Raw genomic sequence first — 13399 nt, 5'->3', positions numbered from 1 at the left:
GTCTCCGGCAGGGCGGGGCTCACGCGGCGGGTGGCTGCCCCTCGGGGGCGGGCGGTGGCTCGGGCAGCTTGAACTGGCCGACGGCTTCGGACAGCCGGTGCGCAAACTCGACCAGCGTGGCGGTCGATTCGGTCTGCTGCTCGATCGCGAGGATGGTCTGCGCCGAGCCCCGGTTGAGCTGCTCCACGCCCAGGCGCAGGTCGCGCGCCAGCGTGGCCTGCTGCTCGGAGAACGCGGCGATCTGGCGCACCAGGTTGACCAGCTCGCCGGTGGCGTCGCGCGTGGCGGCCATCTGCACGCCGGCCTGCTGCGCCTGTTCGGACTGGCGCACCACCTGCGAGATCAGGCGGTTCATCGTCAGCAGCGTGTCGCCGGTCTCGACCTGGATGCTCTGCACCAGCTCGGCGATCTGCGCGGTGGCCTGGCGCGCCGACTCCGACAGGCGCTGCACCTCCTCGGCCACCATTGCGAAGCCGTGCCCGGCCTCGCCGGCCGCGGCGGCCTGCATCGAGGCGTTGAGCGCCAGCACGTGGGTGCGCTCGGAGATCGAGTTGATCAGGTTCACGACGGTGGAGATCTCCTGGCTGCGCTCGCCCAGGCGCTTGAAGCGCTTCTCCGTCTCGGCGATGGATTCGCGCAGCAGCTCCATGCCGCGCGTGGTGTCCTGCACCGCGGCGAGCGCGCTCTCGGTGGCGCCGCTGGCGTGCTCGGCCGCCTCGCTGCCGTTCTGCGACAGCGCCGCGACCTGCGCGAGCAGGTAGGTGGCCTGGTTGAGGTTGCTCGCCATCGCCTCCAGCGCGGCGCGCTCCTGCTGCGCGGTGTCGTCCACGCGCACCGCCTGCTCGCCGACGAACTCGCAGGCCACGCGCACCTGCTCGGCGATGCGCTGCACCTCGGCCAGCGTGACGCTCATCTCGTCGCCCAGCTGGTTGATCGACGAGGCCAGCGTGCCGATGATGTCCTCGGTCACCTCGGCGCGGGCGGCGAGGTCCTTGTTGGACATCTGGAACACCGTCTGCAGCAGCGCGACGACCGACTGGTTCAGCGACTCGTTCTCGCGCGCGACGTGGTGCAGCTGGCTCAGGCGCGCGTCGAGCAGGCGGTCCAGCCCATGGCCGACCTCGCCCAGCTCGTCGCGCGGCGCCAGCTGCGTGCGTGCCTGCAGGTCGCCGCCGTGCAGCCGCTCCAGCGTGGCCTGCAGCACCGCGACCGGCCGCAGCATCCGGCGCCCGAACGCGGCCATCAGCGCCGCGCCCAGCAGCAGCGCCGCGATCGCGGCCAGCAGCGCGTGGCCGGCCAGTCCTTCCATCAGCGCCTGCGCTGCGTCGCGCTCGCGCGGCAGCGTCGAGACCATGGCCCAGCGCAGCCCGTCGACCGCCAGCGGCGCGTAGGCGGCCAGCACCTCGCGGCCGGCCGCGTCGGTGTAGGCCACGGTGCCGGTCTGCCCGGCCAGGGCGGCATCGGCCGCGGGCGAGTCGGCCGGCAGCAGCGCGACGCCGCTGCCACGGTGCTGCGCCAGCGCCTTGAGGCCGGCGTCCAGCCCGGCGTGGGCGTCCACGTAGGCGGCCGGGTTGGCGCGCAGCGCCGGCGGGTCGCTGCGCAGGCGCCGGTCGGCGCCGACCAGGTAGGTGTCGGGCACCGGCAGCGCGGGAGTGGCGGCGGGCGTGTCCTGGCCGGCGGCCAGCAGCGGGCCGGTCAGGCGCTCGATGCCGGCGCGCCAGGCGAGCACCCCGACCTGCGTGGGGCCGTCGAACACCGGGACGGCCGCGAACATCACGACGCGGTTGGCCGCCGGCAGGTAGGGCGCGGCATCGCTCAGCGCCAGTGCGTCGGGCGAGGCGGCGCGCCGCACGCGGGCGTAGGCCTCGGCCAGCGGGGTGCCGGCCACCAGGCCGTCGTTGACCGGGGCGGCGAAGTCCAGGTCCTTGGCCACCGTGTAGACCACCAGGTCGCGCTCGCTGTCGATCAGCAGCAGGTCCTGCAGCTCGAACTGGTCCTGTGCGCGGCGCAATGCGGGGTGGTGGCGCTGGTGCACCTCGGCGTAGGGCCCGGCGGCCTCGGGCATCAGCAGGTCGTCCTTGCGGCCGGGCGGCTGCGGGTTGCGCACGATGTAGGCCTGCTGCAGCTGGGCCGTCACCAGCGGGCGGGCATTGAACTGGGCGGTCAGGTCGGGCAGCCGGTCGACGTTGTGGCGCGCCCATTCGGTCTCGAACTGCTGGCCCACCCAGGTCAGCATCTCCTCGCGCAGCGCCGGGGCGTTGACGCCGGCACTGGCGGCCGCGGCCTCGCGCATCGCCGCGATCGCCTGGCGGAACTGCTTCAGCGCCTCGACCGTGGCCGGCTGGGCGGCCAGCGTGCGCAGCGCGGCGATGCGGTGCGCGAACTCCTGCTGCACCGCCCGCGCCTGCAGGTCGCGCCGCGCGGTCAGCTGTTGCAGCGCCCGCTCGTCGGCACGCGCGCCGGCCAGGTCGCGCGCGCTGAAGGCCAGCACCACGGCGGCCACCACCGCCCCCAGCAGGCCCAGCCCGCCGCCGGCCAGCAGCAGTTTCTGGCGGACGTTCATCGGTCGTTCCCTCGTCGTCGTTCTTGCGGTCGTCTCGTGCGTCCCTCAGGCCAGCGCCAGCTCGGCGGACAGCGCCTCCAGCAGCGCCGGCGCGTCCACCAGCGCCCAGCCGCGGCCGTCGTCGCCGGCGGCCGCGCCGGTGACGAACTCGGCCAGTGCGGCGGGCACGCCCGGTGCCGGCAGCCGGGGCAGCGGACGCACCAGCACCGGCCGGCCGCTGAACACGAAGCCGGCGGCGTCCTCGCCCGCGCCGCCGACGAGCAGGCGCCGCTCGGCGTCCGGCACGCCCGGCGCCTGCGGGTCCAGGTAGCGCGCCAGGTCGATCACCGGCACCACCTTGCCGTCCACGTTGGCCGCCCCCAGCAGCCAGGCCGGCGCATGCGGCACCTCGGTGAGCTCGAACTCCTCGACGATGCTGCGCGCCCAGCTGAACGGGAAGGCCAGCGCCCAGGGGCCGCACTGCACCGCCTGCGCCAGCGGGGCGGGCGGCTCGGGTGCGGCATCGGCCGGCGGGCGGTCGGAGGCGGGCGGCGGTACGGTCGGGTCCACGGCGTCGGTCCGGCGGGAGGGGTGTCCCGCAGTGTAGGGGCAAGCGCTGGCGGCGAGGGCCGGTCGGCGGCACGGGGCCGCGGCCACGCTCAGCCCTCGGCGCCCTGGCGCGTGGCGGTGGCCACACTGGCGACGGTGTTCTCGAAGCCGCGCTGGAACACCGCGTCGTGCTCGCCGATCACGCGCACCAGCTCGTCCTCGACCAGCGGCTTGGTGAGGTAGGCGTCGCAGCCGGCCAGCGTGCCGCGGATCTTGTCCACCGCGCTGGTGCGGCTGGTCAGCATCACCACCACCGGCGCGCGGCGGCCCGGCGGCAGCAGCATGCGCTTGATGCGCTTGCAGGTCTGGTAGCCGTCCATGCCTTCCATCATCACGTCCAGGAAGACGAACTCGAACTGGCGTTCCATCAGGCGCTCGAGCGCCTCCTCGCCGCTGCGCGCCAGGTGCACCTTGAAGCCGAAGCGGCGCAGCCGGCTCTGCATGAAGCGCAGCGCGACGTCGCTGTCGTCGACGACCAGGATGTGGTCGAACTTCTCGTCGCCCTCCACCAGCACCGAGTTGCTGAAGGTGCTGCTGTCGCGGAAGTCGGTCACGCCCGGCGGGCGCGGCGGCGGCGCGGCGATCACGGGCGGCGCGGCCACCGGCTCGGCCAGGGCGGGCGCGGCGGCGGCGACGGCCGCCGCGACGGGGGGCTCGTCGGGAGTGTCGCGGGACTGGTGCACCAGCTCGTCCAGGGTGCGCAGCAGCAGCATCAGGTTGATCGGCCGCGGCATCTGCACCGCTGCGCCGGCGACCGGGCGCGCGCCGATGCACACCGAGCGCGCCAGCCGCCCCTGCTCCTGCGCGGCGCGCACCGCCTCGGGCTGGTCCGCGTCGGCGATCACGAAATCGGCCTGGCCCGGCTCGCTCACATATTCATAGGCCGGGGTCCGGCGGGCGGCCAGACGGAAGAAGGACTCGAAGGTCGCCTTCTCGAATGCACTGAAACCCTGGACGGCCACCCGGTAGGAAGCGCTCATTCACCCACTCCCGCGTCGACACGGACGCACGCGTCCGCCACGCGCGGACACACATGTAACAGCATGTTGAGGCGGCGTCCGGCCGAGCGTCAAGCCCACACTCAGGGGATGCCGCACCGGGCGCAGGGGCGGCAGCAGCGCGCGCGGGATGCGGCTTAACATCGCCGCCATCCACCACGCGGAGCGCTTGCATGGCCAGCATCTACGACTTCCAGGCCACCGGGATCGACGGCACGCCGGTCTCGCTGGCCGACCACCGCGGCAAGGTCCTGCTGATCGTCAACACCGCCAGCCGCTGCGGGTTCACGCCGCAGTTCGCCGGGCTGGAGCAGCTGTGGCGCGACTTCCGCGACCGCGGGCTGGTGGTGCTGGGGTTTCCCTGCAACCAGTTCGGGCACCAGGACCCGGGCAGCGAGGCCGAGATCGCCTCGTTCTGCGCGCTGAACTACGGCGTCAGCTTCCCGATGATGAGCAAGGTCGAGGTCAACGGGCCGAACGCCCACCCGCTGTACCGCTGGCTGACCGAGGCGGCGCCCGGGGTGCTGGGCACCCGCGCGATCAAGTGGAACTTCACCAAGTTCCTGGTCGGGCGCGACGGGCAGGTGATCCGCCGCTACGCGCCGACCGACAAGCCCGAGGCGCTGCGCGCGGACATCGAGCGGGCCCTGCAGGCGGCCTGAGCGGGCGGGATAATCGCCGGGTTTCAGCCTAGGAGTAGCGCATGTTCCAGCACGTCGAACCGTATGCCGGCGATCCGATCCTGACCCTGAACGAGGACTTCCAGAAGGACCCGCGTCCCCACAAGGTCAACCTGAGCATCGGGATGTACTTCGACGACGCCGGCCGCCTGCCGGTGATGGAGGCGGTGCGCGAGGCCGAGGCCGCGATGCTGCAGCACATCGGCCCGCGTCCCTACCAGCCGATGGAAGGTGCGGCCAACTACCGCCAGGCGGTGCAGCACCTGCTGTTCGGCGCCGGCCACGAGGCGGTGCGCAGCGGCCGCATCTGCACGGTGCAGACCCTGGGCGGCTCGGGCGGGCTGAAGGTGGGCGGCGACTTCCTGAAGCGCTACTTCGGCGACTCGCATGTCTGGGTCAGCGACCCGACCTGGGACAACCACCGCGCGATGTTCGAGGGGGCGGGCTTCCCGGTGCACACCTACCCCTACTACGACCCGGCCACCGGCGGGGTGAAGTTCGACGAGATGCTGGCCACCATCAGGCAGCTGCCGGCGGCCAGCATCGTGCTGCTGCACGCCTGCTGCCACAACCCGACCGGGGTGGACCTGTCGCGCGAGCAGTGGGCCGAGCTGATCCCCGTGATCCGCGAGCGCCGGCTGATCCCCTACGTGGACATCGCCTACCAGGGCTTCGGCGACGGCATCGAGGAGGACGCCTTCGCGATCCGCGCGCTGGCCGATGCGGGGATCTGCTTCTTCGTCGCCAGCTCCTTCTCCAAGAGCTTCTCGCTGTACGGCGAGCGCTGCGGCGCGCTGAGCGTGGTGTGCCCCGATGCCGGGCAGGCCGAGCGCGTGCTGGGCCAGCTCAAGGCCGCGGTGCGCCGCAACTACTCCAGCGCGTGCTGGGCCAGCTCAAGGCCGCGGTGCGCCGCAACTACTCCAGCCCGCCGACCCATGGCGGGCAGATCGTCGCCCGGGTGCTGACCACCCCGGCGCTGTACGACCGCTGGGCCACCGAGCTGGGCGGCATGCGCGAGCGCATCAAGGCCATGCGCGCGCGGCTGCACGAGGTGCTGAGCGCCAAGCTCCCCGGGCGCAACTTCGACTACTTCATCCGGCAGCGCGGCATGTTCAGCTACACCGGGCTGTCGCCGGAGCAGGTCGACCGCCTGCGCGAGGAGCACGGCGTCTACCTGGTGCGCTCGGGCCGCATGTGCGTGGCCGGGCTGAACCAGAACAACGTCGAGGCCGTCGCGGTCGCGATGGCGGCGGTGCTGGCCTGAGCGGGTCGGCCGCGCGGCACGGGCGGCGCCGGGAAGCCGCCCTTGTCAAGCCTGCCGGGGGCCGTTAGCCTTGCCGCGACCCATGCCCCTGTACCTGTTGCAACGCGCCGCCAGCCTGCTGGCCACCCTGCTGTTCGCCTCCGTCGCGATCTTCGCGGTGATGGAGATCCTGCCCGGCAACGCGGCGCAGGTGATGCTGGGCGCCACCGCCACGCCGGAGGCGGTCGAGGCGCTGGCGCGGAAGCTGGGGCTGGACCAGCCGCCGCTTCCGCGCTACCTGCACTGGGTGGGCGGGCTGCTGAGCGGCGACCTGGGCACCAGCTATGCCTACGACACCCCGATCGCCGAGCTGATCGCCGAGCGCCTGCAGGTCACGCTGCCGCTGGCGGTGATGGCGATGGTGCTGACCACCGTGCTCGCGCTGGCCGCGGGCCTGTACGCGGCCTCGCACCACAACCGGCTCGGCGACGTGGGCGTGATGGCGGCCAGCCAGGTCGGCATCGCGATCCCCAACTTCTGGTTCGCGATCCTGCTGATCCTGCTGTTCTCGGTCAAGCTGCAGTGGTTCTCGGCCGGCGGCTTTCCCGGCTGGCGCGAGGAGGACGGCGGCGGGCTGTGGCCGGGCCTGAGGTCGCTGCTGCTGCCGGCGGTCGCGCTCGCGGTGGTGCAGGCGGCGATCCTGGCGCGCGTGACGCGCTCGGCGGTGCTCGAGGTGATGCGCGAGGACTTCGTGCGCACCGCCCGCGCCAAGGGCCTGTCCCGGCGCGCCGTGCTGTGGAAGCACGTGCTGCGCAACGCGATGATCCCGGTGGTCACGATCATGGGCCTGCAGTTCGGCAACCTGCTGACCGGCACCATCGTGGTCGAGAACGTCTTCTACCTGCCCGGCCTGGGGCGGCTGGTGTTCCAGGCCATCGCCAACCGCGACGTGGTCGTGGTGCGCGACGTCATCATGCTGCTCGCGGCGGCGGTGGTGCTGATCAACTTCGCGGTCGACCTGCTGTACGTGCTGATCGACCCGCGCCTGCGCCGGCGGACCTCATGAGCACGACGCAGGCCATCGCCCCCGGCTTCGCGGCGCAGGCGCGCCGGCACCCGGCCTTCGTCGCCGGGGCGGTGCTGGTCGCGCTGCTGCTGGCGGCGGCGGCGCTGTCGCTGGTGTGGACGCCGTACCCGCCGCACGACATCGACGTGCCCAACAAGCTGCAGCCGCCGTCGGCGCAGCACTGGCTGGGCACCGACAGCCTGGGGCGCGACGTCGGCACGCTGCTGCTGGTGGGCGCGCAGAACTCCATCCTGGTGGGCATCGTCGCGGTGGGCATCGGGCTGGCGTTCGGCGTCTCGCTGGGCGCGCTGGCCGCCGCGCGGCGCGGCTGGATCGAGGAGGTGGTGATGCGCCTGGCGGACTTCACCTTCGCGTTCCCGGCGCTGCTGACCGCGCTGATGCTGTCGGCCATCTACGGCCCGGGGCTGCTGACCTCGATCGTCGCGATCGGCATCTTCAACATCCCGGTGTTCGCGCGCGTGACGCGCGGCTCGGCCAACGCGGTGTGGGCTCGCGACTACGTGCTCGCCGCGCGCGCCTGCGGCAAGGGGGCGTGGCGGATCACGCTCGAGCACGTGCTGCCCAACATCGCGCCGGTGCTGATCGTGCAGGCGACCATCCAGTTCGCCACCGCGATCCTCGCCGAGGCGGCGCTGTCCTACCTGGGCCTGGGCACGCAGCCGCCGCAGCCGTCCTGGGGCCGCATGCTCAACGAGGCGCAGACCCAGCTGTTCCAGGCTCCGCAGCTGGCGATCTACCCCGGCGTGGCGATCGCGCTGTCGGTGCTGGGGCTGAACCTGCTGGGCGACGGGCTGCGCGACCTGCTCGATCCCAAGGTCGCGAGGGGACGCCGGTGAGCGCGCCGCTGCTCGAGGTGCGCGACCTGCGCGTGACCCTGCCCACCGCGCGCGGGCCGGCGCGCGCGCTGCGCGAGCTGTCCTTCGCGCTGCGGCGCGGCGAGACGCTGGGCGTGGTGGGCGAGTCGGGCTGCGGCAAGTCCATGCTGGCGCTGGCGCTGATGGGCCTGCTGCCCGAGGGCGCGCGCGTCGAGGGCTCGATCCGCCTGGAAGGGCGCGAGCTGGTCGGCCTGCCGGACCGCGAGCTGTGCCGCCTGCGCGGCGCGCGCCTGGCGATGGTGTTCCAGGAACCGATGACCGCGCTGAACCCGGTGCACACCATCGGCCGGCAGCTGGCCGAGCCGCTGCGCCTGCACCGCGGGCTGGATGCGCGCGCGGCGCGCGCCCAGGCGCTGCAGTTGCTCGAGCAGGTGCGGCTGCCGCAGGCCGCGCGCCGGCTCGACGCCTACCCGCACGAGCTCAGCGGCGGGCAGCGCCAGCGCGTCGTGATCGCGATGGCGCTGGCCTGCGAGCCGGCGCTGCTGATCGCCGACGAGCCGACCACCGCGCTGGACGTGACGCTGCAGCGCGAGATCCTGCTGCTGATCGACGAGCTGGTGCGCAGCCGCGGCATGGCGCTGATGCTGATCTCGCACGACCTGGCCGTGATCGCGCAGACGGTGCAGCGGGTGATGGTGATGTACGGCGGCGTGGCGGTCGAAAGCGGCCCGGTCGGCGAGGTGCTGCACCACCCGCGGCATCCCTACACCCAGGGCCTGCTGGCGGCCCGCCCGCGCCTGGGCGCGCCGCGCGACCGGCGCCTGCCCACCATTGCCGGCCGCGTGCCCGAACTGGCAGACTTGCCGGCAGGCTGCCCGTTCGCGCCGCGCTGCGCCTGGCAGGTGGCGGCCACCTGCGACCCGCGCCTGCCGTCCGTCGAGGCCGTCACGGCCGGGCACGAGCTGCGCTGCGCGCGCTGGCAGGAGGTGCCGGCCGCGGCACGGTGATTGCCGGGCCGGCGGGGGCGGCGGTCCGTCGTGGGCCGCCGCGGCTCAGGCTCACAGCAGCACTGGAGGAGACGCCATGCCCAATGCATCCAGGCCGGCCGGCCCGGGTCGGCCTCGTGTCGAGCGCCGCGACCTCGTTCGCGAAGGCGAACAGATCCTCGAAACGCTGAACCCCGCCCGCGGGCAGGTCAAGCGCACCGGCAGCGCTGCCAGCCGGGTGCGGCCGTCGCCGCAGGTCGGCAACGACCCGGTGCCCGGCGGCCCGCCCGGCGAGGAGGAGGGCGACGGCACCACCTGACGGCGTGCAAGGGGGCTCGGGCCCCCTGCGGCCGCCAAGCCGCTCACAATGCGGGTGGCGAGCCTACCGCTGCACCCGCATGGACTACCCTTCCGTTCTCGAACATATCCACGCCGCGATCCAGCCCGAGCTGGAGCGCGGACAGGTCGCGACCTACATCCCGGAGCTGGCCGGCGTGCCGCCGCGCCAGTTCGGCATGGCGGTCGTCACGCTGGCCGGCGAGGTCCACGCGGTGGGCGACGCCTGCGTGCCGTTCTCGATCCAGAGCATCTCCAAGCTGTTCGCGCTGGTGCTGGCATTGCAGGCCGAAGGCGATGCGCTGTGGGAGCGTGTCGGGCGCGAGCCGTCGGGCACGCCGTTCAACTCGCTGGTGCAGCTGGAGGCCGAATGCGGCCGGCCGCGCAACCCGTTCATCAACGCCGGCGCGCTGGTGGTCACCGACATCCTGTGCTCGCGCCATGCGGTGCCCGAGCACGTGGTGACCGGCCTGCTGCGCCGGCTGTCCGGCAACCCCGAGGTGACCTGGAACCCGCGCGTGGCCCGCTCGGAGCGCATGCACGCCGACCGCAACGCGGCGATGGCGCACTTCATGAAAAGCTTCGGCAACCTGCGCAACCCGGTCGACAAGGTGCTGGACGTCTACTGCCACCAGTGCGCCATCGAGATGCACTGCGTGGACCTGGCGCGCTCGATGCTGTTCCTCGCCAACCGGGGCGTGAACCCGCTCAACGGCGAGCGGGTGCTGACGGCCAGCCTGTCCAAGCGCCTGAGCGCGCTGATGCTGACCTGCGGCACCTACGACGCGGCGGGGGACTTCGCGTTCCGCGTCGGGCTGCCGGCCAAGAGCGGGGTGGGCGGCGGCATCGTCGCGGTGATCCCGGACACCTGCGGGATCTGCGTGTGGTCGCCGCGGCTGGACGAAGCCGGCAATTCGCACGCCGGCTCGCTGGCGCTGGAGATGTTCACGACGCTGACGGGCCGCTCGATCTTCTGAGCGGCCGGGCCGCGGCCCGCCGCGCCGCGGGCCTCACTGCGGCTGGAAGCCGCTCTTGCGGATGATCTCGGCCCAGACCTTCGCGTAGGTGCGCTCGCGCTGCGCGAGCTGCTGCGAGTTCATGAACTCGACGGTCAGCCCCAGCGCGGTCAGGCGCTCGCGCACCTCGGGCACGGCCAGTACCTTGGCCAGCGCCTTGGAGAACTCGTCGATCGCGGCCTTGGGCGTGCCCGCCGGCGCGAAGAAGCCGTAGTACGGCAGGTCTTCCAGCCCCTTGATGCCCAGTTCGGCGAAGGTGGGCACGTCCGGCAGGATGGCCTGGCGCTGGCCGCCCAGCACGGCGACCATGCGGATGCGGCCGTTCTTGTGGTTCTCGATGAAGTCGGGCACCGAGCCGATGCCGGCGGCGATCTGGTTGCCCATCATGTCGCCCATCATCGGCGCGCTGCCGCGGTAGGGCACGGCCACCAGGTCGAGCTTGTAGGTCTGCGCCAGCACGCCGACCAGGAACTCCGGCGTCGAGGCGGGCGCCGGCACGCCGATGGTGCCCTTGCCGCCCTGCTGGGTGCGCACCCATTCGATGTATTCCTGCAGCGACTTCGCGGGCGTGCCGCCCGAGACCGCCAGGCCGTTGACGAAGCTGGCGAAGCCGGCGACCGGCACGAAGTCCTTGGCCGGGTCGAAGCCGGGCTGCTTGGACACCAGCGGCAGGATGGAGATGGTGTGGTCGTGCGTGATGAAGTAGGTGCGACCGTCGGGCGGCGAGGCCTTGAGCTCCTGCGCGGCCAGCTGGCCGCCGGCGCCCGGCTTGTTCTCGACGATCACCGGGCGGCCCAGCTCCTCGCGCAGGCGCTCGGCCAGCATGCGCGCGATCGCGTCGGTGCCGCCGCCGGCCGGGAAGCCGACCAGGATGCGGATGGGTTGGGCCTGCGACCAGGCCGGCGCCGACAGGGCAAGCGCCGCAAGGGCGAGCGAGCCGGCGAACAGGCGGCGGGTGAGTCTGAGCATGGGTCCTCCAGGGAGCGCGTGAAATTTCACGGCGCACTGTAGACGGTTTTTCGCCTGTCCGGCACGCGGGGATTCGCGGGCAGCCGGCTTCAGACCGACATCGCCACCGCCCCGTTGTCCGCGGCCGCCGGCATCGCCGCGTTGGGCTGCGGCTTGGGCAGGCTGCACTTGCGGTGGATCAGGTCGCTGCGTGCGAACAGGTCGGCCACCCAGTCGACGAACACGCGCACCTTGGCGCTCAGGTGCCGGTTGGGCGGGTAGACCACGTAGATCGGCACCGCATCGGCGCACCAGTCGAGCAGCAGCGGCACCAGGTGGCCGGCGCCGATGTGCATCTGCGCCATGAAGGTGGAGGTGCGGATCACCCCCAGTCCCGCCAGCCCCGCGGCAAGCAGCGCGCTGGCGTCGTTGACCGACAGCACGTGCCGCCCGCGGATCTCCAGCCGCTCGCCCTTCTCGTCGGTGAACTGGAACGGGAAGATCCGCCCGCTGCGGTGCGAGAAGTGGTTGACCACGACGTGCCGGTCGCTTTCCAGGTCGGTCGGGTGGCGGGGCGTGCCGTGGCGCCTGAGGTATTCGGGCGAGGCGCAGACGATGCTGTGGAACTCGCCGATGCGCCGCGCCACCAGCGACTGGTCGGTCAGCTCGCCGGCGCGCAGCACGCAGTCGACGTTCTCGCCGATCAGGTCCACCGGCCGGTCGGTGACGCCCAGGTCGATCTGGATGTCGGGATAGCGGGCGTGGAAGTCGGGCAGCGCAGGGATCAGCAGCAGCTGCGCCACCGGCGCGGCGACGTCGATGCGCAGCCGGCCCTTGGGGTTGCGCCGTGCGCGCGACATGCTCGACTCCAGCTCGTCGAGCTCGCTGAGCAGCCGCAGCGCGCGGTCGTAGTAGGCCGCACCGTCGGCGGTCACGGTGACGCGGCGCGTGGTGCGGTTGAGCAGCCTGGTCTCCAGGTGCGCCTCGAGGGCCTGGATCAGCCGCGTCACCGTGGGCTTGGGCAGCTGCAGCGAGTCTGCCGCCTTGCTGAAGGTGCCGGCCTCCACCACGCGCACGAAGACCTGCATGGCCTGGAATCTGTCCATGGGGTGATTGGAACGCAAGACCAGGCCGCGATTGTTAGTCCTCCTGAAATGAAGCATGAGCGGTGCAGCAATTTATGTGGCGGGCCGCCCCTCCTATCTTTTGCCGCATCGCAACAAATCCGGGCACCGTCCGTCGGCGCTGTCGCCATGCGGCCTGTTTCTTCCGTTTCCGCTGTTCCTGCCGTGCTGCCCGGCCTGGGCCGGCCGATGGCGATCGCCGTCGACCGCGTCCACGAGCTGGCGGCGCGCTACTACGCAAGCCCCGGATGGCCCGGTGCGGCCTGCCCGCTGGTGCTGCACCTGCACGGCGGCAGCTTCGTGCAGGGGCTGCCGGCGCACGACGTGCCGGTGGCCCGGCTGCTGTGCGAGGCCGGGGCGGCGGTGCTGTCGCTGGACTATCCGCGCCCGCCGGCCCACCCGTTCCCGCGGCCGCTGGAAAGCGCCTACGCGGTGCTGGTGTGGGCGCAGCAGCAGCGCCGCCGGCTCGCCGCAGCGCGTGCACCGCTGTACGTGGCGGGCGAGGAGGCGGGCGGCAACCTCGCGGCGGCGCTCGCGCTGATGGCGCGCGACCGCGGCGGGCCGGTCCTGGCCGGGCAGATCCTGCTGTCGCCGATGCTGGACGTGTGCGTGGCCACCGCCTCGCTGCGCGCGGCCGGGGCGGGCGAGGCCGGCTGCCCGTGGGCCGGCGGCTGGCGCGCGTACCTGGCCGAGGCGGCCGACGCGCTGCATCCGTACGCGGCGCCGGCGCGCGCGATGCGCCTGGCGGGGCTGCCGCGCGCGCTGGTCGTCACCGCGCAGGACGACCCGCTGCGCGACGAGACGCGGGCCTATGCGCAGCGCCTGCGCGCCGCCGGCGTGCCGGTCGACGAGGCGGTGCTGTCGCTGGCGACCGCCTGGCCGTCGAGCTACCTCGACCCGGCCGCGGCCGAGGCACCCTGGGCGCGGCCACTGCACTCCCGTCTGCAACGTTTCCTGGCCTGTGCGTCCGCCTGAGGACGCAGGGGCCTGCGCCATTCCATTCATCACGCTGTCA

14 protein-coding genes are annotated in these 13399 nt (G+C 72.9%); 9 read left to right on the top strand and 5 right to left on the bottom strand.

Annotated elements, in window-relative coordinates; all coding sequences use genetic code 11:
• Nucleotides 1-19: 19 nt before the first annotated feature.
• The 3 genes from IS481_RS16860 to IS481_RS16850 all read right to left on the bottom strand — a co-directional run bounded on the left by IS481_RS16860 (nt 20) and on the right by IS481_RS16850 (nt 4131).
• Nucleotides 20-2563: a methyl-accepting chemotaxis protein gene (locus IS481_RS16860; protein ID WP_104356327.1), complete on the bottom strand. Its 2544-nt coding sequence runs from the start codon at nt 2561-2563 to the stop codon at nt 20-22.
• 45 nt (nt 2564-2608) lie between these two features.
• On the bottom strand, nt 2609-3112 hold the full coding sequence (locus IS481_RS16855; RefSeq protein WP_170067437.1) for a chemotaxis protein CheW: 504 nt from the start codon (nt 3110-3112) through the stop codon (nt 2609-2611).
• 89 nt (nt 3113-3201) lie between these two features.
• Nucleotides 3202-4131, bottom strand: a complete 930-nt coding sequence (locus tag IS481_RS16850; RefSeq protein WP_104356326.1) for a response regulator — start codon at nt 4129-4131, stop codon at nt 3202-3204.
• A gap of 191 nt (nt 4132-4322) precedes the next feature.
• Between IS481_RS16850 and IS481_RS16845 the strand changes: the two genes are divergently transcribed.
• From IS481_RS16845 to IS481_RS16815, 8 genes are all read left to right on the top strand, one after another.
• A complete protein-coding gene (locus IS481_RS16845; protein ID WP_104356325.1) occupies nt 4323-4811 on the top strand; it encodes a glutathione peroxidase in 489 nt (162 codons plus the stop codon).
• A gap of 41 nt (nt 4812-4852) precedes the next feature.
• Entirely contained in the window at nt 4853-5794 is a 942-nt protein-coding gene (locus IS481_RS16840; RefSeq protein ID WP_419469235.1) for an amino acid aminotransferase, read from the top strand.
• Nucleotides 5734-6093, top strand: coding sequence for an aminotransferase class I/II-fold pyridoxal phosphate-dependent enzyme (locus IS481_RS18595; protein WP_419469234.1), 360 nt, complete (start codon nt 5734-5736; stop codon nt 6091-6093). The genes IS481_RS16840 and IS481_RS18595 overlap by 61 nt, the downstream gene beginning before the upstream one ends.
• An 82-nt stretch (nt 6094-6175) precedes the next feature.
• Entirely contained in the window at nt 6176-7138 is a 963-nt protein-coding gene (locus IS481_RS16835) for an ABC transporter permease (RefSeq protein WP_104356323.1), read from the top strand.
• Nucleotides 7135-7995, top strand: coding sequence for an ABC transporter permease (locus tag IS481_RS16830; RefSeq protein ID WP_104356322.1), 861 nt, complete (start codon nt 7135-7137; stop codon nt 7993-7995). The genes IS481_RS16835 and IS481_RS16830 overlap by 4 nt, the downstream gene beginning before the upstream one ends.
• The gene (locus IS481_RS16825; protein ID WP_104356321.1) at nt 7992-8981 is read left to right on the top strand and encodes an ABC transporter ATP-binding protein; all 990 of its coding nucleotides are present in this window, start codon (nt 7992-7994) and stop codon (nt 8979-8981) included. The genes IS481_RS16830 and IS481_RS16825 overlap by 4 nt, the downstream gene beginning before the upstream one ends.
• Nucleotides 8982-9057: 76 nt before the next feature.
• Nucleotides 9058-9279: a hypothetical protein gene (locus IS481_RS16820; RefSeq protein ID WP_104356320.1), complete on the top strand. Its 222-nt coding sequence runs from the start codon at nt 9058-9060 to the stop codon at nt 9277-9279.
• A gap of 79 nt (nt 9280-9358) precedes the next feature.
• On the top strand, nt 9359-10273 hold the full coding sequence (locus IS481_RS16815) for a glutaminase (RefSeq protein WP_104356319.1): 915 nt from the start codon (nt 9359-9361) through the stop codon (nt 10271-10273).
• 33 nt (nt 10274-10306) lie between these two features.
• Here the strand turns inward: IS481_RS16815 and IS481_RS16810 are convergent, their stop codons facing one another.
• Both IS481_RS16810 and IS481_RS16805 read right to left on the bottom strand, forming a co-directional pair.
• The gene (locus IS481_RS16810) at nt 10307-11281 is read right to left on the bottom strand and encodes a Bug family tripartite tricarboxylate transporter substrate binding protein (RefSeq protein ID WP_104356318.1); all 975 of its coding nucleotides are present in this window, start codon (nt 11279-11281) and stop codon (nt 10307-10309) included.
• An 89-nt stretch (nt 11282-11370) separates the two neighbouring features.
• Nucleotides 11371-12366: a LysR family transcriptional regulator gene (locus IS481_RS16805; RefSeq protein ID WP_104356317.1), complete on the bottom strand. Its 996-nt coding sequence runs from the start codon at nt 12364-12366 to the stop codon at nt 11371-11373.
• Between the two features lie 147 nt (nt 12367-12513).
• Here IS481_RS16805 and IS481_RS16800 point away from each other — a divergent pair, with 147 nt between their 5' ends.
• On the top strand, nt 12514-13359 hold the full coding sequence (locus IS481_RS16800; protein ID WP_104356316.1) for an alpha/beta hydrolase fold domain-containing protein: 846 nt from the start codon (nt 12514-12516) through the stop codon (nt 13357-13359).
• The last annotated feature ends 40 nt before the right edge of the window (nt 13360-13399 follow it).

Source organism: Caldimonas thermodepolymerans, from assembly GCF_015476235.1.
Taxonomy (GTDB): Bacteria; Pseudomonadota; Gammaproteobacteria; order Burkholderiales; family Burkholderiaceae_C; genus Caldimonas; species Caldimonas thermodepolymerans.
Note: the sequence above shows the minus strand (reverse complement) of the source record. Positions and strands in the feature narration are given on the sequence as shown.

What these genes read in the sequence shown, in the direction of transcription:
- IS481_RS16830 (WP_104356322.1), top strand. Translation starts at nt 7,135, where the DNA reads ATGAGCACGACGCAGGCCATCGCCCCCGGCTTCGCGGCGCAGGCGCGC.
- IS481_RS16860 (WP_104356327.1), bottom strand. Translation starts at nt 2,563, where the DNA reads ATGAACGTCCGCCAGAAACTGCTGCTGGCCGGCGGCGGGCTGGGCCTG.
- IS481_RS16835 (WP_104356323.1), top strand. Translation starts at nt 6,176, where the DNA reads ATGCCCCTGTACCTGTTGCAACGCGCCGCCAGCCTGCTGGCCACCCTG.
- IS481_RS16800 (WP_104356316.1), top strand. Translation starts at nt 12,514, where the DNA reads ATGCGGCCTGTTTCTTCCGTTTCCGCTGTTCCTGCCGTGCTGCCCGGC.
- IS481_RS16840 (WP_419469235.1), top strand. Translation starts at nt 4,853, where the DNA reads ATGTTCCAGCACGTCGAACCGTATGCCGGCGATCCGATCCTGACCCTG.
- IS481_RS16820 (WP_104356320.1), top strand. Translation starts at nt 9,058, where the DNA reads ATGCCCAATGCATCCAGGCCGGCCGGCCCGGGTCGGCCTCGTGTCGAG.
- IS481_RS16845 (WP_104356325.1), top strand. Translation starts at nt 4,323, where the DNA reads ATGGCCAGCATCTACGACTTCCAGGCCACCGGGATCGACGGCACGCCG.
- IS481_RS16815 (WP_104356319.1), top strand. Translation starts at nt 9,359, where the DNA reads ATGGACTACCCTTCCGTTCTCGAACATATCCACGCCGCGATCCAGCCC.
- IS481_RS16805 (WP_104356317.1), bottom strand. Translation starts at nt 12,366, where the DNA reads ATGGACAGATTCCAGGCCATGCAGGTCTTCGTGCGCGTGGTGGAGGCC.
- IS481_RS16850 (WP_104356326.1), bottom strand. Translation starts at nt 4,131, where the DNA reads ATGAGCGCTTCCTACCGGGTGGCCGTCCAGGGTTTCAGTGCATTCGAG.
- IS481_RS16810 (WP_104356318.1), bottom strand. Translation starts at nt 11,281, where the DNA reads ATGCTCAGACTCACCCGCCGCCTGTTCGCCGGCTCGCTCGCCCTTGCG.